This is a genomic window from Sphingomonas flavida, assembly GCF_036663655.1.
Taxonomy (GTDB): Bacteria; Pseudomonadota; Alphaproteobacteria; order Sphingomonadales; family Sphingomonadaceae; genus Sphingomonas.
The window spans coordinates 23,785-45,786 of the sequence record NZ_JAXOJH010000019.1 but is presented as its reverse complement, the minus strand read 5'-3'; the positions used below and the strand labels follow the sequence as shown (position 1 = coordinate 45,786).

Genomic DNA, 22,002 nt, shown 5'->3' with positions numbered 1-22,002 from the left:
CTTATGCGATGCGCTGGTCGTTCTGGATTGATCGTGGCGGCACCTTCACCGACATCGTCGCGCGGGCGCCGGATGGGGCGATCACGACCACCAAGCTGCTCAGCGAAAATCCCGAACGCTATGACGATGCGGCGGTGGCGGGCATACGCCAGTTGCTGGACCTGTCCGACGATACCCCCCTGCCGACCGACATCATCGCGGAGGTAAAGATGGGGACGACGGTTGCGACCAACGCCCTGCTCGAACGCAAGGGCGCACGCACGTTGTTGGTGGTCGACCGGGGTTTTGCCGACCTGCTCGCCATCGGCAACCAGGCGCGGCCACGTCTGTTCGACCTCGATATCCGCCTTCCCGTTCCGCTCTATGATGCGGTGATCGAGATTGGCGGTCGCATCGACCGCGACGGAAATATCGTCGTGCCGCTCGACGAAGCGGCAACGGCCGAGGCCCTGGCCGCCAAACGCGCGGAGGGGTTCGAAGCGGTGGCGATCGCGCTGACCCATAGCTGGGCGCACCCCGCCACCGAAGCGCGTGTCGCCGAACTCGCCCGGGCGGCAGGCTTTGCGCAGGTGTCGGCCAGCCATGCGGTCAGCCCGCTGATCGGCCTCGTCTCGCGCGGGCGGACCAGCGTCGTCGATGCCTATCTGTCGCCGGTGCTGCGCCGCTATGTCGACCGGGTCGCGGGTGCCCTCGACGGCGTGCCGCTGCACTTCATGCAGTCGAACGGCGGGCTTGCCGAGGCGGCGGCGTTCCAAGGCAAGGACGCGATCCTGTCCGGACCGGCCGGTGGTGTCGTGGCGGCGGCGCGCACGGCGGAGGCGACCGGGATCGACCGTGTGATCGGATTTGACATGGGCGGCACCTCGACCGACGTCACCCTCTATGCCGGGCGGTTCGAGCGTGTGTTGGATGCCGAAGTGGCGGGCGTGGAAATGCGCGTGCCGATGATGGCGATCGACACGATCGCGGCCGGTGGCGGATCGATCCTGCATTATGACGGCGCACGCTTCCGCGTCGGCCCCGACAGCGCGGGCGCCAATCCCGGCCCCGCCTGTTATCGTCGCGGCGGGCCGCTGACCGTCACCGACGCCAATGTCCTGGTCGGCAAGATCCAACCGGCGCATTTCCCGGCGGTGTTCGGGCCGAACGGTGACGAGCCGCTGGATGCCGAGGCCACCGCGCGCGGCTTTGCCGCACTCGTCGCGCAGACCGGCATCACGGACCCGCGTCGGATCGCGGAGGGCTTTATCGAGGTGGCGGTCGCGCAGATGGCCGCCGCGATCAAGCGTGTCGCGCTGGAGCGCGGTGAGGATGTCTCCGGCTTCACGCTGCAATGCTTCGGCGGCGCAGGCGGCCAGCATGCATGTCGCGTCGCCGAGACGCTGGGCATGCGTCGGGTGCTGATCCATCCGCTGGCCGGGGTGCTTTCCGCCTATGGCATGGGTCTCGCCGATCGGATCGCCATTCGCCAGCGCTCGGTCGAACAACCACTCGGCACGCCGCTCGGCGACATCGCGGACGCGCTGGGCGAGGCCGCCGAGGCGGAGGTCGGGGCGGGGGCCGAGCGCGTCGCCACCGTCAACCTGCGCTATGCGGGAACGGACACCGCGCTGGGCGTCCCCTTGGGCGAGGATAGCGTGATGCGCGACGCGTTCGAGGCCGCGCACCTGACTCGCTTCGGCTTCGTCAGCCCGGACCGCGACATCATCGTCGACAGCCTGCTGGTCGAGGCGATCCTTCCGGGCGCGCCGGTTGCCCCGCCACGGCTTGCCCCCCGGCACGGCCCCCTGCCCGCCCCGATCGCGACCGTAACCGTATGGACCGGTGGTGCCGAACATGCGACGCCGATCCACGACCGCGCCGACCTGCGGCCCGGCGACCGCATCACCGGCCCGGCGCTGATCCGCGAGGCCATCGCCACGACGATGGTCGAACCGGGCTGGACCCTGGAGGTCGATGACGGCGGCGCGCTGATGCTCCATCACAGCGGGGCTGCGGCCCGCGCCGAACCCGACCCGGCGATTGCCGATCCGGTTCAGCTCGAGCTGTTCAACACCCAGTTCATGGGCATTGCCGAACGCATGGGCGTGGTGCTGCGCAACACATCCAGCAGCGTCAACATGAAGGAACGGCTCGACTTTTCATGCGCACTGTTCGACGCGGCGGGGCGGTTGATCGCCAATGCGCCGCATGTGCCCGTCCATCTGGGCGCCATGGGCGAAAGCGTGCGCGCGGTGATCGCCAGCCGGGGCGCGACGCTGAAGCCCGGAGATGTCGTCGCGCTCAATAACCCGTTCAACGGCGGCACCCACCTGCCCGACGTGACGGTCATCGCACCCGTCTTCGACGATGCAGGCAAGGCAATCCGCCTCTTCGTCGCCAATCGTGGCCATCATGCCGATATCGGGGGCCTCACCCCCGGATCGACGCCGCCCCAGTCCAGGACGCTGACGGACGAAGGCGTGGTGATCGACGACTTCCTGCTGGTCGATGGCGGCACCTTCCGCGAAGAGGCGTTTCGCCGCCTGCTCGCCGATGCACCCTATCCGGCGCGCAGCCCGGATACCAATGTCGCCGACATCAAGGCGCAGCTGGCGGCCAACGCCACCGGCATCGCCGAGCTGAACGCCCTGATCGCCGCGCGCGGATGGCCGATGGTGGACGCCTATATCGGCCATGTCATGGACCATGCCGAGCAAAGCATCCGCGGCGTGCTGTCCCGCCTGACCGATGGGGTGTTCGATTATGCGATGGACGACGGCACCCCGCTGAAGGTCCGCGTCACGGTCGACGCCGCGACCCGCAGCGCGACGATCGACTTCACCGGCACCGGCCCGGCCAGCCCCGGCAATTTCAATGCGCCCCCTGCGGTCACGCGCGCGGTCATCCTCTATGCCTTTCGCTGTCTGGTCGGCTCGGACCTGCCGCTCAACGAAGGTTGCCAGGTGCCGCTGACCATCGTCATTCCCGATGGCTCCTTCCTGTCGCCGCCGCGTGGCAGCGCGGTCGTCGCGGGCAATACCGAGGTCAGCCAGGCGGTCTGCAACGCGCTGCTCGGGGCGCTGGGCGCGTGCGCGGCGGCGCAGGGGACGATGAACAACTTCCTGTTCGGCAACGAGCGCTATCAATATTACGAGACGATATGCGGTGGTGCCGGAGCCGGGCCGGGCTTTGACGGCGCGTCGGCGGTGCATACGCACATGACCAACACGCGGATCACCGATCCCGAAATCCTCGAACTCCGCTATCCCGTCCGCCTCGACCGCTTTGCGATCCGCCGTGGATCGGGAGGCCAAGGCGCAACGCAGGGGGGTGACGGGGTCATCCGGTCAATCACCGCGCTGGAGGCGATGACGGCGACGATCGTCGCATCCCGCCGGACGATCGCCCCGTTCGGCCTTGCCGGGGGTGGCGATGGTTCGACCGGGGTCCAGCATGTCCAACGGGCCGATGGGACCAGCCAGGCCCTGGCCGGTGTCGACCAGGTGGCGCTGGAGGCAGGCGACTGCCTGACCATCCAGACCCCTGGCGGTGGCGGCTTCGGCCTCTCGCCAGACGGATAACGCCGCATGATCCCGTCAGGCGAGGCTGGAACCTTTCGCGGCTAAGGGGGTGCCGATCGCGGCAGCGATGTGCTCGAACGGAATTATCGCTCGTGAAAAATACATGGTCCGAATGCGGTTTCGATTCGTTTCGACGATGTCCCGAACAGGAGAGAAAAATATGCTGTTTCACACGATGGTCGGATCGAACGACATCGAGCGATCGAAGCGCTTCTATGACACGGTGCTTGGCACCCTGGGCGTCGGCGAACCGACACGAAATATCGCCGACAGCGGCCATATCCGTCTGATCTATAACAATGGCAACGGGACCAACTTCATCGTCAGCCAGCCGATCAACGACGAGCCGGCGACAATCGCGAACGGCAGCACCGTTGCCTTTGCGTGCGACTCGCCGGAACAGGTGAAGCGGTTTCACGACGTCGCGGTCGCCCATGGCGGCACCTCGATCGAGGCTCCGCCCGGACCGCGGAACACCGCCAGCATGGGCACGATCGAACTCGCTTATGTCCGCGATCCCGATGGCAACAAGCTGTGCGGGATTCACTTCCCCAAATAATCGGGCTCATCCGATATCGGCCTGACGGCGCTGCCCGTTCTCATTCTGAACGGGCAGCAACGCGGTTCCGAGAGGATGCAGATGGCCAGACGTTGGGACGTTGATCGCCGCATCCGTCAGGCGTAACGCTCCATCATGACCCGCAACCGAACTTGGCGAAAAGCCCTGATCGCCTTGTTCGTCGCGATCGTGGCCTTCACCGGCTACCACGCGGTTCGAACAGTCAGCGATGCCATCTATTGGAATGCGCACCGCGACGAACCGATCGAGCCGTGGATGACGATCGGCTATGTCGCCCATTCCTATCACGTGCCCCCTCATGTGCTTCATGCCGCATTGGGCCTGCCGCCGCACCCGGACCGGCGGCCGCTGGCCCGGATCTCGCGCGACAGCGGACTGACGATGACGCAGATCGAGGCACGACTGACCTATGCGATCGTGCATGTGCGCCCCCCCTACCCTCCGCCCGGCCCACCCCCGCAACCGATCATGCCATCGCGATCATCGTCGTCCGCCCGATGACCGACCAACTGCTCGAACTGCTGACGACCTACGGGCTGCCTGCGCTTTTCGTCGCGATGGTGCTGGCCGCAGCAGGCATGCCGTTTCCCAGTTCGCTGACATTGGTCGCGATGGGCTCGTTCGTCGCGCAGGGGGAATTGTCGTTCTGGCCGGTGATCTTCGCCGGTTCGGCCGGGGCCGTTGTCGGCGATCAGATCGGTTATGCCTTCGGGCGATATGGCGGGCGACCTTTGCTCGCGGCGGTCACGCAACGCATCGGCGGGGCGGACAAGGTCGAGAAGGCCGAGGCCCATTCGCGCAAATGGGCGGGCTGGGGCATTTTTTTCAGCCGGTGGCTCATCGGACCGCTGGGGCCGTGGATCAACGTCACCAGCGGGCTGACAAATTACCCCTGGGTGCGGTTCATCGTCCTCGACATTGCGGGCGAAGTCCTGTGGTTGTTGATCTACGTCTCGCTCGGTCGCGCCTTCAGCGACCAGGTTCAGACGATCGCAAGCCTGCTCGGCAACCTGACCTGGGTGATCGTCGGCCTGCTCGCGGCCATATTGCTAGGATGGAAGCTTTTCGGCCGCTCCCAGACGGCCTCTGACGACACGGAGTAACGGCCGAGCCATCCGGCGAATGCACGCCGCGTCGATCACACGCGAAGGCGCGACCGATACGACTTAGCCGTCCGCCAGACCGTGCCGATTGGCCTCGGCGATCATGCGCGCCAGACGCTCGGCATCCTCAGCGACCCGATCGTCGTCCAGTTCGCGCCGCAGCCACCGCAATTCGTGAAGCTTGCCGCTGTCGTCCAGTTCCCCGCATCCGACCCGCTTGCCATAGTCCAGCAAGGCACAAGTCGCACCGGGAACATGCTGCCGGACGATCTGCTGCACCCGATCGATAACATACTCGCCGGTTCCTGCAATTTCTGTCATTTCATCCTTCCATTCGGTGCCATGACGGCACCCGTATTTCGGCCCGGAAAGCCGCCCATGTCCGTCGATCCGATGCCGGACGTTTTTTGATTTGTATTTCGGTCGGGGCGATCGACCGGCCGGTATCAGCGCTGCTTCTTGGTGATGGTCGCGGTGAAGTCCGGATCCTTCTTCGCCACCCAGTCCACGAACTTCCGCACGTTCGGATTGTCGAGCAGGCCAGCGACATTCATGCCATGCCGCTGCAACTCGGAGTTGGTGAAATTGGCGGTCAGCGTCTGCTGGCAGATCGGATGCATCGGCACGACGTCGCGGCCACCGCGGCTTTTGGGGACAGGATGGTGCCAGACAATGGTCTTGCCCGTCGGCCGACCGCACAGCCAGCATGGCGTCGGCTCCGCCGGAACCTCGTCTTCCTGGGGAAGGTGATCATAGGGATCGTATTTCGAACGTCTGGCCATAACTCGATCTAGCTGCCTCGATTGCCGTGGCCTGTAGCAAAGCGAACGGCGGCATCATATGGAAAGCTGGGCGCAGGAGCCTCCATTCGAACGGCACGATACCGCGCCCGAGAAGCCCCGCAGGATGGCTACATCAGGTGCCTCAACGAGACGCCGTTCCCATGCTCTCCCGGTGCTGCGGCTGTGGCGTAACGAACATGATCATGTGCACGCGCATAGTGGTGATGGCGGGCGAATTGCCCTCCCCCCGACGGGCATACTACCGACCTAGAACTTCCGTCATGACTGACGAAGCGTTGGTTAGCATGTCTTCTTTGAAGGCATTTATATCCGCTGCATCCATGCAGCGGATATAAATGCTGGAATGAAGCCACTTTAATCGTTTGCAAAGCCTTGGTTGGTATTGGGTCCCCCGATTAAAAAACGGGGGATCAGGTGCTTCTTCAAAAGCTAATCATGTCGGGCATTCCATTCGTACTGACGGTTCCGGTACAAGCCCAGGCACAAACTACGCCGGCTGACAAGCGGACCGATGACAAGGCCGTCGAGAAGAATACGGCTAACAAGGATGTCGTCGTTACAGCCGTCGCGCGCGGGCGCGATCGTCTGGACAGCGCCATCTCGACCAGCTCGCTCGGCGCGGCCGAGATCCTGAAGGCGGCACCGCGCTCGACCGCCGAAATCTTCCGCAACATCCCCGGCATCCGCTCGGAAAGCTCGGGCGGCGACGGCAACGCCAATATCTCGATCCGGGGTCTGCCGATCGCGTCGGGCGGTGCCAAGTTCCTGCAGTTGCAGGAGGACGGGCTGCCGGTGCTCGAATTCGGCGACATCACCTTCGGCAATGCCGACATCTTCCTGCGCGCCGACATGAACGTGTCCTCGGTCGACGCCATTCGCGGCGGCTCCGCCTCGACCTTCTCGTCCAATTCGCCGGGCGGGGTCATCAACATGATCTCCAAGACCGGCGACGTGCCGGGCGGCGCGATCATGGCGACCGCCGGACTGGATTACGGCGAGTATCGGCTCGACTTCGATTACGGCGCCAAGCTCACCGACACGCTACGCTTCCATATCGGCGGTTTCTATCACCAGGGTGAAGGGCCGCGCCGCGTCGGCTATGACGGCACCAAGGGCGGCCAGATCAAGCTGAACGTCACCAAGGATTTCAGCGGCGGCTATATCCGCTTCTACGGCAAGTTCCTGAACGACCGGTCGGCGGCCTATCTGCCCAATCCCGTGCGCGTGACCGGCACCAACGCCGATCCGCGCTACGAAAGCATCCCCGGCTTTAACATCGCCCGCGACGCTCTGCTGTCGCGCTATAACACCAGCAACGTGACGCTGGATGGGCAGAATAATCCGGTGGTCGACGATATTCGCGACGGCCAGCATCCGGTGGTCAACGCCTTCGGGGTGGAAACGCGCTTCGACGTGTCGGGATGGACCGTGACCGACCGGTTCCGCTATGCCGATGTCTCGGGCCGGTTCATCTCGAACTTCCCCTCGGCGGTCGACGGCGCGGCGGCGACCGCGACCGCGCTGGGCGGTACCGGTGCGACGTTGCGCTATGCCAGCGGACCGAACAGCGGACAGGCGATCACGAACCTGTCGGGGCTGAACGGCAACGGCCTGCTCGCCCGCGTCGTCGTGTTCGACACCAAGCTCAACAGCCTGGACAATGTCACCAACGACCTGCGCGCCAGTCGCGTCTATGACATCGGCAAGGGCGAGCTGACCACCACCGCCGGCTTCTACAAGTCGCGGCAGACGGTCGACACCGACTGGCTGTGGACCTCGACGTTGATGGACGTGCGCGGCGACGGGCGCGCGGCATTGGTCGATGTGTATAATGCCGCGGGCGTCGCGCAGACCCAGAATGGCTATTATGCATTCGGGGCGGATTATTTCGGCGGCTGCTGCCGTCGCAGCTACCGCGTCGACTATAACGTCAATGCGCCGTTCGGCTCGCTGAACTACAAGATCGGGCGCTTCGCGCTGGGCGCCAGCATCCGCTACGACTTCGGCAATGCGCAAGGATCGATCTTTGGATCGGACCTCGGCGGCGGGCGCGTCGGCACCACGGCGCGCGACATGAACGGCGACGGCGTGATCTCGGCAGCCGAGCAGCGCGTGGCCGTGATCCCGCTCACCAGCCCGGCGCCGGTCGATTATAGCTGGCACTATCTGTCTTATTCATCGGGCCTGAATTTCCGCGTGTCGGAGCCGTTCGCGATGTTCGTCCGCTATAGCCGGGGCGCGCGCGCCAATGCCGACCGGCTGTTGTTCGGCCCGGCGGTCAGCACAACCGACGGCCATCTGATCAATCGCGACGCCGCGGTCGATTATGTGCGCCAGGCCGAACTGGGCCTGAAGTATCGCAAGAATGGCATGTACGTGAACCTGACCGGCTTCTGGGCGCGGACCGAGGAGCAGAATTACGAGGCGACGCGCCAGGTCTTCATCGACCGCGAATACCGCGCCTATGGCCTGGAGCTGGACGGGGCGTATAGCGTCGGCCCGTTCAACATGACTGGCGGGGCCACCTGGACCGATGCCAAGATCGTCAGCGACGCACTCAACCCCGGCGTGGTCGGCAACACCCCACGCCGTCAGGCCCGGCTGATCTTCCAGGCGACGCCGCAGGTCGATTGGGACCGCATCACGATCGGCGCGAACGTGATCGGCACGACCAGCAGCTATGCGCAGGATACCAACCAGCTGAAGCTGCCCGGCTATACGGTGGTCAACGCCTTCGTGCAGTTCCGCGCCACCGACCGCATCCTGGTTTCGCTGAACAGCAACAACCTGTTCAACGCCTTGGGCTTTACCGAGGCCGAGGATGACGTGATCCCGACAAATGGCATCGTACGGGCGCGGACGATCAACGCGAGAACGACCTCGCTGTCGCTCCGTGTGGGTTTCTGACAAAGATACGGGGCGTGGCCCGATAGCTGCGCCCCTCGTATATTTCCGTTTTGCTCAACATAAGCCTGTTATGGGCGTGTGATTGCTGCTGATCCATCCGTTCTCGGAAGAACATTTGCCGCGAGCCCTATCCGTCTGACGTAAGCGACGAGGAATGCTCACCGATCGCGCCGTACTCGCTGCTGCAGGGCAGCGGGTACGCAACCAGCATAAGGTGTTCAACAGCCTTCACCACACCTGAAAGACGGGTGCACCGTGGCGACGGCTGATCAACAACCCGCTGCCCTGAGCGGTGGTTTACGAGCAGAGGTGGCGACGGCTTGCTGCGGGATGCTTCGAGGCGCTTGTTGATCTGCCCCCTATTTTGAACGGACGGATTTTGGCCCAAGCAGAAAGCATGGCGCTATCCCCTGAATATAGGCTTATGTCCGTGTCCGAGATCATCACCGACGGCAGTCGGCGCCGTCACTGGAGTACGGCTGAGAAACTGAGGATCGTCGAAAAGACGCTCGATGGTCGCGAAAGCATATCGGTGGTGGCGCGCCGCAACGGGGTCGCGCCGAACCTGCTGTAACGCTGGCGGCCGCTGATGCAGGAAGGCGGGAGCGTCGTGGCCACCAGCGACGATGACGTGACCAGCCATCGCCAAGTACGCGAGATGGAAACCCGCATCGGCGAACTGGAGCGCCAGCTCGGGCGCAAGACGCTCGAAGTCGAGATACTGAAGGAGGAGCTGGAGCGCTCGCGCCCGAAAAAATGCGAGCTTGCTCATGCACTCACCGCTGCCGGAGAGTATCCGGTGAACCTGATTGCCAGCACGCTCGGCGTTGGGCGCTCGACGGTGTACGACCGCCCGACCGCCCGACCGGCAGCACCCGGACCCGCGGGCCGTACTCCAAGGCCCAGGATGCCGATCTGCTGTCCCGCATCCGCCAGATCGCCGCGCATCGGCCCACTTACCGCTACCGCCGCATTGCTGTGGTCCTCAACCGACAGCAACGCGCCGAAAGACTGGCGTCGGTCAATCGCAAGCGCATCTACCGCATCATGGCAGCCGACCGCCTGTTGCTGGCGCGGCGCTATACCAAGCGGGCGGACTATGGCCATGACGGGGTCGTGGTGGCGATGCGTTCCAACCTGCGCTGGTGCTCGGACGGCTTCGAGTTCATCTGCTGAAACAGCAAGGTCCTGCGCAGCGCCTTCATCAAAGATGTCCATGACCGCGAGATCGTCGCCAGGCGCGCGGTGCCGAAACTGGCATTAGCGGCTTGAACGTGCGCGGCATCATGTCGGAAGCCGTGGAAACCCGCTTCGGCGGCATGCGCGCGACGACACCGGTCAAGATGCTGTCGGAAAACGGCTCGGCCTATACCGCCAGCAAAACACGGATCTTCGCCCGACAGTTGGACCTCAAATCCTGCTTCACGCCTGTTCGCGGCCTACAATCCAACGACAGCTCGGCGGCCTTCGTTCATACCCTCAAACGCGATTACGTCCGCGTCTCGCCGCTTCTCGATGTACCCACCGAGTTGAGTTCGCTTGCCGGATGGATCGAGGACTACGGCACCTCCCACAGTTAGCGCTCAAAATGCGTTCGCCGCACGAGCATCACGCACGGATGTCTGCACCCGCCTGAACCCGTCCGGTGGAACAGGGGCCAGATCACAGGTGGACGACCTGAGCGCGGTGCTGCGACTGGCGGCCGGGCACACGGCCGAGCAAACTGCTGCGATCATCGCTAGCCAGGCCAAGTCAGCGACTACATCGGTCCAGCAGCGCTACTCGATGACATGCCGAAGACGCAGTGGCTGGTCGGCGACCGCAGCTACGACGCCGATGGATGCAGGGACGCCTTGCAGGCCAAGGGCATTCAACTCTGTATCCTGGGCCACAGATCGCGCAACGAGCCGGTACAGCACGATAAGCCCCGCTACCGGCATTATAGCCGCATCGAGATCATGTTCGGACGTCTCAAGAATTAGCCAGGACTGGCCACCAGCTACGACTACTGCCTGCCCGCTTTCTTCTCCGCCAATGCTCTCGCTACCACCGTCATCTTCTGGTGATGATCAACGAGCCCTGATCCTAAAGAACGTCAAATCAAACACCTAATCGAATCATGACGACGCCATGTGGCGCCACTTCAGCATGGTAGCTGTTAGACAAACGCCCCAAATCCTTGTGGGTCCACAGGTCGCGACCATGCAGCTTAACGCTGGTCGGCAAACCCAACTTCGTCCAGTCTGCGACGATCCGTGCGGGTGCTTCGCCCCGATTCCACAGCAGCAGCGTCCGTCCGCCATCCGCCATCGGCTTTACCCATACCTCTTGCTTCCCGGACCGTGCCACACGGTGGCCCTGCGCACCGAGCGGGTCCTGATCAACCGCGATGACGTCGCGATTGAGCAGGATGTCGCGCGTCGCCGCGCTCATGTCCGCCACATTGTTGCCCGCGATCAGCGGCGCGGCCATCATGGCCCAAAGCGAAAAATGGGTACGATATTCGGTGTCGCTGAGCCCGCCGTTACCGACCTCCAGCATGTCGGGGTCGTTCCAGTGACCCGGCCCGGCAAAGGGCCAGAGCGGCTCGTTGAGATCGACGATCGACGCGACGCCCCAGCTATAGCCGTGCTTGCCTTCCCATTTGTTGGTGATGTCGCCGGTCGTCCGCCACATGTTGCCGATCTTGGTACCCCATAACCACGGCCGCGAATTGCCCCATTCGCACAGCGAAAACAGGATCGGCCGCCCCGTCGCGCGCAATGCGTCGGCCATCGTCGCATAGGCCTCCTCCGCATTGCGGACGCCGGTCGAGCACCAGTCATATTTGAGATAATCGACGCCCCAGCGGGCATATTGCAGCGCGTCCTGATACTCATGCCCCTGGCTGCCCGGACGACCGCCGCAGGTCTTGGTACCCGCATCGGAATAGATGCCGAACTTCAGCCCCTTGGCGTGGATATAGTCGCCCAGCGCTTTCAACCCGCCGGGGAAGCGCGTGCGATCCTCGGTGATGAAGCCGTTCGCGTCGCGCGCGCCGTGCCAGCAATCGTCGATGACGATATATTCATACCCCGCCGCCTTCATCCCGTTTGACGCCATCGCGTCCGCCGTCTTGCGGATCACCTCCTCGTTGACGTTGCAGGAGAATTTGTTCCAGCTATTCCAGCCCATGGGCGGCGTCTGGGCCAGGCCGTTCGCGGTCCGCTTGGGGTCCTTGGACGGGGCTAGCGTGTTGGGATCGGTGTCCAGCACCTCCTGCGCCAGGACGGGTGCGGCCTGGAACAGCAGCGTGGCAGCGGCCAGCGGACGAATGAGGCGACGGAGCATGACGGTGCTTCCTGGCTCAGCGGGTCTTGGGAAGGCGAGCGATCGCCCTGGCGTGCTCGGCGACCAGACGGACGGTCGTGTCGCCGGTAAAGATGCCGTACCAGCCCTGCGGCTCGTGGGGCGGGTCGCCCATATATTGGCCGTCGCCGTCGCGGAAGCGATAGTCGGGATGCTGCGCCCGTGCCTCGCCATTCCACGCCCAGAAATTGGTCCCGGCGACGGGGCCGCCCTGCTGCATGTCGCGCAGCGCCGCCGCGTAGATCAAGCCGTAGAAGCGATCCTTGAACGTCGTCGCGACCTTGGGATCATTGCTGCCGCCGTCGCGTGGATAGCCGAATTCTTCGAAGATCAGCGGCTTGTTGAGCTGCCGGGCATAGCCGACATGCTTGGCGATATAATCCTGGGTCAGCGTCTCGCCGCGCTTGTAGGTGTTGGCGAGGTCGGTCTGCTTCACCCAATCCCAGTTGTTGGGCCAGATATGCGCGGTCAGATAGTCGATCTCAGGGATGCCATGCTCGGCCAGGACGATTTCCGGCTGCTCCAGCGCGCCCTTCAACCCTTCCGAACCGGTGCAGACCAGGTGATTGCCGTCGAGCGACTTGATCAGCTTCGCGCTGTCGCGCACCCAGCCATAGAATTGGTCGAGATGGGCATGCGCGGCATCGCCCGCCGGACGAGGTTCGTTGGACAACTGCCACGCCATGATCGTAGGATCGGCGGCATAGGGTTTGCCGGTGACGCTGTTGGTCCGCGACACGACGGTCCGGATCCAATCGTCATACATCAGCTTGGCCCGGGCATTGCCGTAGAATTGCGCGTTGAAATTGGCGAAGGCGGGCCAGGGATGCTCGGGATCGTTGGCGTTGATGAACGTGCCGCCGTTCACATAGGACAGATAGGTCATCATGCCCCCCGACCATTCCCAGAAGTTGGTCAGGTAGAGGACGGCGCGCATGTCACGCTTGGCCATCTCGGCGAGCGCATAGTCGAGCCCGGCGAGCAGCGTCTGGTTGATCGTCGTGGCGGTGCGGAAACCCGGCTTGATCGAGTTGCGCAACGGGCCTTCCTCGGCCGAGGCGAGGATCCGCAGGTTGGTCACCCCCATCGCCGCCAGCGCGTCCAACTCGCGCCCAAGCCGCGCGCGGTCGCCATAAGGGGCGTCGGCCCCCAGATAGGCGGCATACCAGATATTGGCACCGGCGAAGCGATAGACATCGTCGTCGATCATCAGCCGCATACCGTCGCGCCGGACGAAGGCGCGCTCCCCGGCCTTGGCCGCGCCGGTCGCAAGCGCGGGCGCACTCACCGCCCCCGCCAGCAGTCCCGCCGTACCCACAAAAGCGCGACGATTGATCGCCTTCGTCATCCTCTTAATCCCCGCTTCGTACCGGTCCCTTGGCGGGCCTGATATGTCCGTAGAAATCGGGGCGGCCCGTTATCGAGCCCCCCGTCCGATCCGTCGCTCAGCGGACCCCGCAGCTCACTGGCCCCGGAGGCGCGCTGGCGATCCGGATCGACGATATGTCAAAATTCAGCTTGCCGTTGGTGGCGATGATCCAGGGCTTGGACACCGCGCCCATCGCCACGCCGCCATCGGCAAAGCAGCGCAGCGGCACCGCGAGTTGGCGCCACTGCCCCAATTCGCCCTTCAGCGCCCCGGTAATAGGCACCGAGGCCATCTTGCCGCCCTCCATGCCCAGTGTCACCTCGCCACTCGGCGCACCGGTGACGCGGTAATCGAGCAGCAGGCTGAGTTGGCCGTTGGACTCGCGGGTAATGTCGATCGGCTTGGCCTCCTCGATCGCGGCGCCCGCAGGACCAGTGCCTGCGAAGGCGAAGCGAAGGCTGTCTTCCTGCGCAGCGCGGTCGACGCGGGTCTGCTGGACCGAGCCCATGACGTTCAGGCGCGCGCCAGCGGCCACCCGGCCACGCACGAACAGCGCATTCTGGTCGCCCGCCGTCACCGCCGGGCGTGCCTCGCTCAGCGTCGGCACGGTCATGCCCTGGCCATAGGTCAGGCCATAGCCGATCGGGAACAGCGGATCGTAATTGGGATCGCGCTTGTTCAGGACATATTGGTCGAGCCGCTTGGGCCAGGAAAAGCTGAGCTTCCCGTGGAAGTCGTTGCGCGGCTTGCCGTCGCGCCCGGCGATCAGCACGTCGGCGACGCCGCCGCCCTCGGTGCCCGGCAGAAAGGCCGCGACGAAGGCGTCCGCTGCGTTAAGCTCTGGGTTCACCCAAAGCGGGCGGCCCGACAGGAACACCGCGACGACCGGGATACCGGCGGCCTTCAGCTTCTTGAGCAGCGCCAGGTCGCTCTTGTCCTCCGGGCTGTACTCCAGCGTCGGACGGTCACCGGTGAACTCGGCATAAGGCGTCTCGCCGAAGACGACGATCGCGACATCGGGTTTGGCGGCATAGCTGCCGTCAATCGCCAATGTCGCCTTGCCGCCACCTGCCTTGACCGCCTCGTCGATGCCCGACCAGATTGACTGGGCATTGGGGAAGTTGGGATTGGTGACGCCGGTTCCCTGCCAGGTGATCGACCAGCCACCTGCTTGCTGACCGATGTTGTCAGCGCCGCGCCCCGCGACGAGGATGTTAGCGCCGGGCTTGATCGGCAGGATGGAGCCGTTGTTCTTGAGCAGTACCAGCGACTCGCGCACCGCCTGTCGCGCAATTGCACGATGCTCGGGCGCGCCGATCAGATTGAACCTGCCGCTGATAGGACGCGACGACGGACGCCCCGCCTCGAAGCTGCCCGCAAGCACCTTCACGCGCAGGATGCGCCGGACCGCATCGTCCAGACGTGCGGCCGGGATCGTCCCGTCCTTCGCCTCGCGCAGCGTGTTGGCGTAAAGCTGTTTCCAGCCCGGACCCGAATACATGAACATGTCGAGCCCGGCGTTAATTGCAGGCGCGCAGTCCTCGTTGGTGCAGCCCGGCACCTGGCCATGCGCGTTCCAGTCGCCGATGGTGAAGCCGTCAAAGCCCCAGCGATCCTTGAGCACGCCCGTCAGCAGGCTCTTGTTGCCGGTCATCTTGGTGCCGTTCCAGCTCGAGAAGCTGGGCATGACCGTGAGCGCGCCCGCGACCAGCCCGCTGCGATAGCCAGCCGCGTGGACGTCGCGCAGCACCTCTTCGGACACGCGCGTATCGCCTTGGTCGCGCCCGCCGGTGCCGCCGTCGCCGAGGAAATGCTTGATCGACGAGATGACATGGCCGGGCTTCATGAAGTCGCCACCGACGCTGCCCTGAATCCCCTCGACCATCTTGCCCGCATAGGATTCGACGACCGCCGGATCTTCCGAATAGCTTTCATAGGTCCGGCCCCAGCGGTCGTCCTGGACCACCGCGACGGTCGGCGCGAAGCTCCAGTCGATGCCGGTCGCCGCCGTCTCGGCCGCCGTCGCCGCGCCGATCTTGCGGATCAGCTCGGGATCGCGTGCCGCGCCCAGCCCGATATTGTGCGGGAACAGCGTCGCGCCGACGATATTGTTGGCGCCGTGGACCGCGTCCGTGCCCCAGATCAGTGGGATTTGGGGGCGACCGTCGCTGCGCTTCGCCGAAGCGTCGTAAAAGGCGTCGAACAGCTTGAGCCATTCGGGCGCGGGCGCGAATTCGTCATTATTGGGCGCCGAGTTGCCACCGTTCAGGATCGAGCCGAGCTTGTAGGTCTCGAGGTCCTTGGGAGTGATCGAAGCGATATCGACCTGGATCAGCTGGCCGACCTTGTCTTCGACGGTCATGCGCGACAGGATCTGGTCGACCCGCGCTTCCACCTTGGCATCACGCTGGCGCTTCAGGGGCAGCTTGGGCCATAGATCGGGATGCGCCACGGCGCTTCCAGTGCCAGCTGCGGGTGCCGTCTGCTGTCCAATCGCACCGCCGCTCAAGGCGGTCGCAGCCATGATCATGGTCAGGATGCGGTGAAACGCCATGAAATATCCTCCCCTATTTTTTATACCCCGACGTGCCGGTTTCCGGACGCCACTGTCAAGAAAACTTATTTCAAATTGTCTTATCGCGGCATTAGGATCGCCATCACCCTGGCCGCAATTCATGTGGCAGGAAAAGGGAGAGGCGGCATCCGGCGGTCGGAGGCATGCCGATTTCCGTACCGGAGAGTTCGATGCGCTACGCCCCTGCCCTGTTGATCCTGATGGCGACCACGGTATCCGCGCAGCAGACGCCCCCCGCCCCGGCAGCCGCACCGACGCAGAAGGCACCCGACGAAGGCGAAATCCGGCTGCACAACGACTTCGGCTGGTTGGGACGCTACCGCAACGCCAATGCCGAGGTGACCAAACCGGTGACGATCGTCTTCATGGGCGATTCGATCACGCAGGGATGGTTCGACAAGATGCCGGGCTTCTTCACGTCCGGACGGATCGGTCGGGGCATTGGCGGGCAGACGACGACCCAGATGCTTCTCCGCTTTCGCCAGGACGTGATCGACCTTAAACCGCAACTGGTTCAGATCATGGCGGGCACCAACGATATCGCGGGCAATACCGGCCCGATGACGCCCGAACAGACCGAGGCGAACATCATGTCGATGGCGGAGCTGGCCCGCGCGCACGGCATCCGCGTGATCCTGGCCTCCATCCCGCCCGCCGACCACTTCCCGTGGCGACCCGGCCTCGACACCGCGTCGCGGATCGCAGTGCTGAACGCCTGGATGCAGGGCTATGCCAAGCGCACCGGTTCGACCTATGCCGATTACTGGTCGGCGCTGCACGACGGACAGGCGACCCGCGCCAGCTTCACCTATGACGGCGTCCACCCCAATGAGGCGGGCTATGCCGCGATGGCGCCAGTCGCGGAAGCGGCCATCCGCACCGCGCTCACCAGCCCCCGCCCACGCCCGATCGCCGATTGAGCTTTGTCGGGACGATAGATACCAAGACGGAAAATTGGAGGAGGGAGTTACGGAGAGCCTTTTTGGAAAGCAGCAGGCAATCGATCCGGCCGGTGGTGCAAACCGGCGTGATGCGCGGCTTTCCATCTCGCTATCCGGAACGAACCTAGCTCGGGCGGGCGACTATAATCTGCGCACCGTGCTGCAGGCGATACGCCTCCGCCCTGACATCACGCGGGTTGATATCGCACAGCAGACCGGGCTGACCACCGCCGCGATCGCCAACATCACCGGCAAGCTGGCCCATGCAGGGCTGATAAAGGTCGCGGGGCGGCGATCCGGGGGGCGCGGCCAACCCGCGCTCAAGCTGACGATCGAGCCCGATGGTGCGTTCGGGATCGGGATCAACGTCGATCGCGATCACCTGACCCTGATTACGCTGGACCTGACGGGCGAGGTGCGGAGCCGGGTGACACGCGAGATGCCCTTTCCGATGCCCGGCGATCTGCTCGACTTCCTACACGACGAACTCGACGCCGCGATCGCGCAAGGACGCCTCGACCGGAGCCGCATCGTCGGGGTCGGTGTGGCGATACCCGACAAGATGGGCAGCATCGCCATACCGCACTCGCCCCCCGGCTATGCCATCTGGGACGAGACGGATCTTTTCGATCTGCTCGGCACGATGCTGCCGTGGCCGATCCACTGCGACAACGACGCCGCGGCGGCCGCCCTTGCTGAGGCCGAATATGGGATGGGGTTCGACCATCCCAATTTTTTCTACCTCCTGGTCAGCGCGGGCCTGGGCGGCGGGCTGGTGATCGATCGTCATTACCGGCGCGGCGCATCCGACCGATCGGGCGAGATCGGACTGATGCCCGATCCGGGGGGCGGCCGCACGGAGGGGTGCGTGCAAAATACGGTGTCGGTATCTGCGCTGCTCTTACGGTTGGCGGCGGCGGGGTATCGGGTGTCAAGCGTACCGGCGCTGGCCGAACTGCCCGAGGCCGCAGAGCCACTGATAGAAGACTGGATTCAGGATTCGGTGCGCGCGCTTGTCGGGCCAATCATCGCGGTCAATTGCCTTATCGACCCCAATGCGATCCTGATCGGCGGCCGGCTGCCGCCCGCCCTCGTCGCGCGATTGGCTCAGGCACTGGCCGAGCGGCTGGCGGTTGTCGCCATGCCTCGATCGGCTCCGATCCTGCCTGCGAGCATTGCCATGGACGCATCGGCCGTCGGCGCGGCGATCCTGCCCTTTCTTGACCGGCTGGTCCCTTCCGATGCCACGCTGATCCAAGCGGGGCGATAAGTATAAAAAAGGCCGCGGCTTATGGCCGCGGCCCAGTTATTCCCCAGGGGGGGAGCTTTAGTAGGTCAGGCGAACGCTCAGCTGGAACTGGCGGTCGCTCTTGAACCAGGTGCGCGGCGCTTCCAGCCCGGTCTGGTTCAGCACGAACGTCGTCCGTGTCGTTGCGTCGAGCAGGTTCTGCACCTGCAGGCCGATCTTGAACTGCTTGTTGACCGTGTAGAACAGCGAAGCGTCCGCCTGGCCGGTCGCCAATGCATAGACCGGCAGGAACGGGAAGCAGCAATCGCGGTTGGTCAGCAGATACTTCGACCGCCAGCTATAGGCGATACGCGCATAGATGCCGTTAAAGTCGTAGAAGGCCGAGACGTTGAAGTTGTACTTTGACAGCTGAGCCAGCGGCAGGGTGTTGTAGAGCCCAGCCACGTCGACCGGCGGACGACTGCCATCAGCAGGGCCGTTGTTGGGCGTCGCGTTGGGGATCTTGCCCGGATCGATATAGGTGAACGTCGCCTGCGTTCCCAGACCGCGCAGCAGGCCCGGGAGGAAGTCGTAGGTCTGCTGGTAGGACAGCTCCGCGCCCTTGATATTCGCGGTGCCCGGCGCATTGGCCGGGCCGTTCACCGATACGGCGAAGGTCTGGCCGTTGTTGGTGAAGTTCCGGACAAATCCATAATTGTCCAGGATGATGTTGGACAATTCCTTGTAGAACACGGCGCCGGTTAGCGAACCGACCTTGGCGAAGTACCATTCGGCAGTCAGATCGAACTGCTTGGCATCGATCGGACGCAGATACGGGTTACGCGCACTCGACTGAAAGCCATAGGATCCGGTCGTGTTGCCACCCGACGGGGTCAGTCCGACGAAGTTACGCAGGTCGTTGAACGCCGGACGCGAAATCGCCTTGGATGCGGCGAAGCGGAACAACAGGGTCGGCGTGACCTGATATTTCAGGTTGAGGCTGGGTAGCCACTTGTTGAAGCTCTGGCGCGCCAAGTCGCTCGTCGAGGCGCCGTTCGAGAAGGCAACAACTGCCGCCTGCTGTGCCGCGGTCAGCGTACAGATCGGACGCACGGTATTGTTGGTATTGGGCGAGGCGCAGAAGGCCGCGACAGTCGCGAAGCCACCCAAGGTCGTGCTGATCTGCGGGAAGGTGACACCGCCGACCGACTCGTCCTGGGTCCGGACGAAACGCAGGCCGATGTTACCCGACAGGCTAGTCTGGCCGCCACCGATATTGTCGGCACCGAAATCAACGCGTGCATAAGCGGCATAGGTCCGCTCGCGCACATTGTAGACTTCATTCGGCAGGAAATACCCGTCGACCAAGTTCGTGCCACGATCCTCCAGCGGCGTATAACCGCCGCCCGAAGCCTTGGTCGCCTGGCGGAGCAGTGCCGTCAGCGCGTCATGATCCGTGAGCAGCGAGTCACGGAGCGCAATCGTGGTCGGCGGGGTGTTTGCCTGACCACGATAGAAATCAGTGAAGTTCAGGCCGGTGACGGCGCCTGGATATTGGGCAGCCGTTGCAGGCCCCCCCGAGGTCCAGGTATCCGATACCGCACCCCAATTGTTGTAATCGTTGGTTTTCACCGTTTGATCGCGGTCGGAGTAACGACCACCGACGCGAACCTTGCGCAGGAAGGAGTCCTCCGACAGGTCATATTGCGCATCCGCCTTGAACGCCCACTCATGGCCGTCGCTGTTGGTGCGATTGTTCATCGCGTCGCGGATATAGATCTGGGTCGGGTCACCGAAATAGGCTGCAGGCGACTGACCATTTGGCGGAATGACCGAGACCTTCGGCACGCCGTTGCGGCCGTCGATCGACACGCCCGAGAAGGTCGCCAGCTCGACGACGTCGTCCGAATCCCGCCCCTTCGAATAGACATACTGGCCGTCGAAGTTGAGGTGCAGGCGGTCAATCGGATCCCACTTCACGTTCACCGACTGGTCCTGCGTGAAGCCATCGGTCTGGAAGTAGCGGTTGCCGAGCGTGGTGTACTGGCCACCACCGTTGCGGATCAGCGCGCCTGAGGTGAACAGCCCGTTCGCGTCATAGGTCGGCTGGCTGAAGGTCTGCCCGGCGAGCGGCGCGTTGGGGTTATAGCCCTGCGGGAAGATCTGGTTGGCGTCGGCATAATAGACGTTCGGTTCGACGGTGTGGTCGAGCCAAGTCTGCTTCGACTCGGCGCGCAGGAACTGCGCGGTGACCAGCAGATTGCCACGTGCATTCTCGTATTGCGCCGAACCCGAATAGCCGATGCGCGTGCGGTCGAAGTCCTGCATACGCGAGCCGGCACCCAGCGGCACATAGACTACGTTGCGGCCCGACGGGACGGGGTAATGGTCATAGGCGGTCGCGGCATAGGGCGTGCCTGCGTTGATCGTCCGGCCCTCGCCCGCATCCTGCTGGCCATTGCCGTTCGTGTCATCATTGTAGCGCGGGATGAAGGCGGAGTAGAATACCGAGTCCGAACGGCTAAACTGCTCGTTGTAGCTTGCACTGGCGAGCAGGCCGAAACGGCCGCCATTGCCAAGTTGCCACTGCTTGGAGAACAGGCCCACGACGGCCGGCGCGCTACGCTTGGCGAAGTCGCCATAGTTCACGCTGCCGGACAGATAGACCAGCGTGTCTTTCGTATCGAACGGCTTGCGGGTGTTGATATTGACGGTGCCCGAGATACCGCCTTCGATCAGGTCGGAAGTCAGGTTCTTGAACACCTCGACCGAGCCGACCAGTTCGGTCGGCACGTCGTTGAAGCCGATCTCGCGACCGCCCGACACGCCGAAGCTGTCGCGGCCGTTGAATTCACCGCGCACGTAGCTGAGGCCGCGGATGGTGACGCCCGAGCCTTCGACCGAGAAGTGGGCGGTGTCGCTGGCGGCGGCGAAACGGGTGATCGCGACGCCCGGCACGCGCTGCAGCGCTTCGTTGACCGATCGGTCGGGCAGCGCGCCGATATCCTCGGCGGTGATCGCGTCGACGACGGTATCGGCGTTGCGCTTGATCGACTGCGCATTGGCCAGCGACTGACGAAGGCCGGTAACGACGATGTCGCCTTCGGTCGCACCCTGCGCGGCGGGGGTCTGTACGTCGGCGGGGGTCACGTTGGACCGGTCCGCAGTCGTCTGGTTCTGGATCGAAACGCTGTTGGAGATCGGCTTCTTGCCGGCTGCGGCACCGGCCGGCACGCTGCTCGTGGCGGCGTCGGTCTGCGGCTTGCTTTCATCGTCACGCGACGCCGGTGCGGGGGCGGTCTGCGCGAATGCGACCGATGGGATGAACTGCGTGGCCGTGCACAGGGCCAAAAGCGACGCCGTCGTCGTCAAACGATTGCGGCGCACATTCTTATGCGCAGAATGCCGTTGATTCATCCCCTCTTTCCTCTCCTAGAACTTGGTTGCGGCGGATCGTCCTGTCCGCATCACGCACGATTTTTGGCTTGTTCAGCGCGTGACAGATTGGCGGCTAAAGCGGTACCGGATCGGGCACAAGCAAATTATAGAAACTTGATTTAGTTATTGCAGAATTGCAAATTAGTG

At 64.0% G+C, this 22,002-nt stretch carries 13 protein-coding genes and 2 pseudogenes; 9 read left to right on the top strand and 6 right to left on the bottom strand.

The window, feature by feature from the left end:
• Positions 1 to 8: 8 nt before the first annotated feature.
• The 4 genes from U1703_RS16460 to U1703_RS16445 all read left to right on the top strand — a co-directional run bounded on the left by U1703_RS16460 (position 9) and on the right by U1703_RS16445 (position 5,246).
• A complete protein-coding gene (locus tag U1703_RS16460; RefSeq protein WP_332786560.1) occupies positions 9 to 3,563 on the top strand; it encodes a hydantoinase B/oxoprolinase family protein in 3,555 nt (1,184 codons plus the stop codon).
• A 160-nt stretch (positions 3,564 to 3,723) separates the two neighbouring features.
• Positions 3,724 to 4,122: a VOC family protein gene (locus U1703_RS16455; protein WP_320453685.1), complete on the top strand. Its 399-nt coding sequence runs from the start codon at positions 3,724 to 3,726 to the stop codon at positions 4,120 to 4,122.
• A gap of 135 nt (positions 4,123 to 4,257) precedes the next feature.
• Positions 4,258 to 4,644 (top strand): hypothetical protein, encoded by a 387-nt coding sequence (locus U1703_RS16450; RefSeq protein ID WP_332786559.1) that lies wholly within the window; start codon positions 4,258 to 4,260, stop codon positions 4,642 to 4,644.
• Positions 4,641 to 5,246 (top strand): DedA family protein, encoded by a 606-nt coding sequence (locus U1703_RS16445; RefSeq protein ID WP_332786558.1) that lies wholly within the window; start codon positions 4,641 to 4,643, stop codon positions 5,244 to 5,246. The genes U1703_RS16450 and U1703_RS16445 overlap by 4 nt, the downstream gene beginning before the upstream one ends.
• Positions 5,247 to 5,309: 63 nt before the next feature.
• On the opposite strand, the gene U1703_RS16440 is transcribed toward U1703_RS16445, so the two are convergent.
• Complete coding sequence (locus U1703_RS16440; RefSeq protein WP_332786557.1) at positions 5,310 to 5,567, bottom strand: hypothetical protein; 258 nt, start codon at positions 5,565 to 5,567, stop codon at positions 5,310 to 5,312.
• Positions 5,568 to 5,692: 125 nt separating this feature from the next.
• Entirely contained in the window at positions 5,693 to 6,028 is a 336-nt protein-coding gene (locus U1703_RS16435) for a hypothetical protein (RefSeq protein WP_320453689.1), read from the bottom strand.
• A gap of 456 nt (positions 6,029 to 6,484) precedes the next feature.
• Between U1703_RS16435 and U1703_RS16430 the strand changes: the two genes are divergently transcribed.
• The 3 genes and pseudogenes from U1703_RS16430 to U1703_RS16420 form a co-directional block, all read left to right on the top strand.
• On the top strand, positions 6,485 to 8,956 hold the full coding sequence (locus tag U1703_RS16430) for a TonB-dependent receptor domain-containing protein (protein WP_332786556.1): 2,472 nt from the start codon (positions 6,485 to 6,487) through the stop codon (positions 8,954 to 8,956).
• Between the two features lie 397 nt (positions 8,957 to 9,353).
• Positions 9,354 to 10,592, top strand: a pseudogene (locus U1703_RS16425) (IS3 family transposase).
• A 109-nt stretch (positions 10,593 to 10,701) separates the two neighbouring features.
• Positions 10,702 to 11,022 (top strand): annotated as a pseudogene (locus U1703_RS16420) (transposase); the annotation flags it as partial.
• Positions 11,023 to 11,056: 34 nt separating this feature from the next.
• Here U1703_RS16420 and U1703_RS16415 read toward each other — a convergent pair.
• The 3 genes from U1703_RS16415 to U1703_RS16405 form a co-directional block, all read right to left on the bottom strand.
• Complete coding sequence (locus tag U1703_RS16415) at positions 11,057 to 12,286, bottom strand: glycoside hydrolase family 27 protein (RefSeq protein WP_332786555.1); 1,230 nt, start codon at positions 12,284 to 12,286, stop codon at positions 11,057 to 11,059.
• 16 nt (positions 12,287 to 12,302) lie between these two features.
• A complete protein-coding gene (locus tag U1703_RS16410; RefSeq protein WP_332786554.1) occupies positions 12,303 to 13,652 on the bottom strand; it encodes a glycoside hydrolase 5 family protein in 1,350 nt (449 codons plus the stop codon).
• A 97-nt stretch (positions 13,653 to 13,749) separates the two neighbouring features.
• The gene (locus tag U1703_RS16405) at positions 13,750 to 16,227 is read right to left on the bottom strand and encodes a glycoside hydrolase family 3 protein (RefSeq protein ID WP_332786553.1); all 2,478 of its coding nucleotides are present in this window, start codon (positions 16,225 to 16,227) and stop codon (positions 13,750 to 13,752) included.
• Positions 16,228 to 16,391: 164 nt separating this feature from the next.
• On the opposite strand from U1703_RS16405, the gene U1703_RS16400 reads away from it, so the two are divergent.
• Both U1703_RS16400 and U1703_RS16395 read left to right on the top strand, forming a co-directional pair.
• A complete protein-coding gene (locus tag U1703_RS16400; RefSeq protein ID WP_332786552.1) occupies positions 16,392 to 17,168 on the top strand; it encodes a GDSL-type esterase/lipase family protein in 777 nt (258 codons plus the stop codon).
• A gap of 178 nt (positions 17,169 to 17,346) precedes the next feature.
• Positions 17,347 to 18,459: an ROK family transcriptional regulator gene (locus tag U1703_RS16395; RefSeq protein ID WP_332786551.1), complete on the top strand. Its 1,113-nt coding sequence runs from the start codon at positions 17,347 to 17,349 to the stop codon at positions 18,457 to 18,459.
• A gap of 57 nt (positions 18,460 to 18,516) precedes the next feature.
• Here the strand turns inward: U1703_RS16395 and U1703_RS16390 are convergent, their stop codons facing one another.
• Positions 18,517 to 21,768, bottom strand: a complete 3,252-nt coding sequence (locus U1703_RS16390; protein ID WP_332786550.1) for a TonB-dependent receptor — start codon at positions 21,766 to 21,768, stop codon at positions 18,517 to 18,519.
• Positions 21,769 to 22,002: the final 234 nt, after the last annotated feature.

Bases quoted from the DNA above. Each gene is read 5' to 3' on its own strand.
- U1703_RS16440 (WP_332786557.1), bottom strand. From the start codon at position 5,567: ATGACAGAAATTGCAGGAACCGGCGAGTATGTTATCGATCGGGTGCAG.
- U1703_RS16455 (WP_320453685.1), top strand. From the start codon at position 3,724: ATGCTGTTTCACACGATGGTCGGATCGAACGACATCGAGCGATCGAAG.
- U1703_RS16450 (WP_332786559.1), top strand. From the start codon at position 4,258: ATGACCCGCAACCGAACTTGGCGAAAAGCCCTGATCGCCTTGTTCGTC.
- U1703_RS16445 (WP_332786558.1), top strand. From the start codon at position 4,641: ATGACCGACCAACTGCTCGAACTGCTGACGACCTACGGGCTGCCTGCG.
- U1703_RS16460 (WP_332786560.1), top strand. From the start codon at position 9: ATGCGCTGGTCGTTCTGGATTGATCGTGGCGGCACCTTCACCGACATC.
- U1703_RS16410 (WP_332786554.1), bottom strand. From the start codon at position 13,652: ATGACGAAGGCGATCAATCGTCGCGCTTTTGTGGGTACGGCGGGACTG.
- U1703_RS16435 (WP_320453689.1), bottom strand. From the start codon at position 6,028: ATGGCCAGACGTTCGAAATACGATCCCTATGATCACCTTCCCCAGGAA.
- U1703_RS16415 (WP_332786555.1), bottom strand. From the start codon at position 12,286: ATGCTCCGTCGCCTCATTCGTCCGCTGGCCGCTGCCACGCTGCTGTTC.
- U1703_RS16405 (WP_332786553.1), bottom strand. From the start codon at position 16,227: ATGGCGTTTCACCGCATCCTGACCATGATCATGGCTGCGACCGCCTTG.
- U1703_RS16430 (WP_332786556.1), top strand. From the start codon at position 6,485: ATGTCGGGCATTCCATTCGTACTGACGGTTCCGGTACAAGCCCAGGCA.
- U1703_RS16400 (WP_332786552.1), top strand. From the start codon at position 16,392: ATGCCGATTTCCGTACCGGAGAGTTCGATGCGCTACGCCCCTGCCCTG.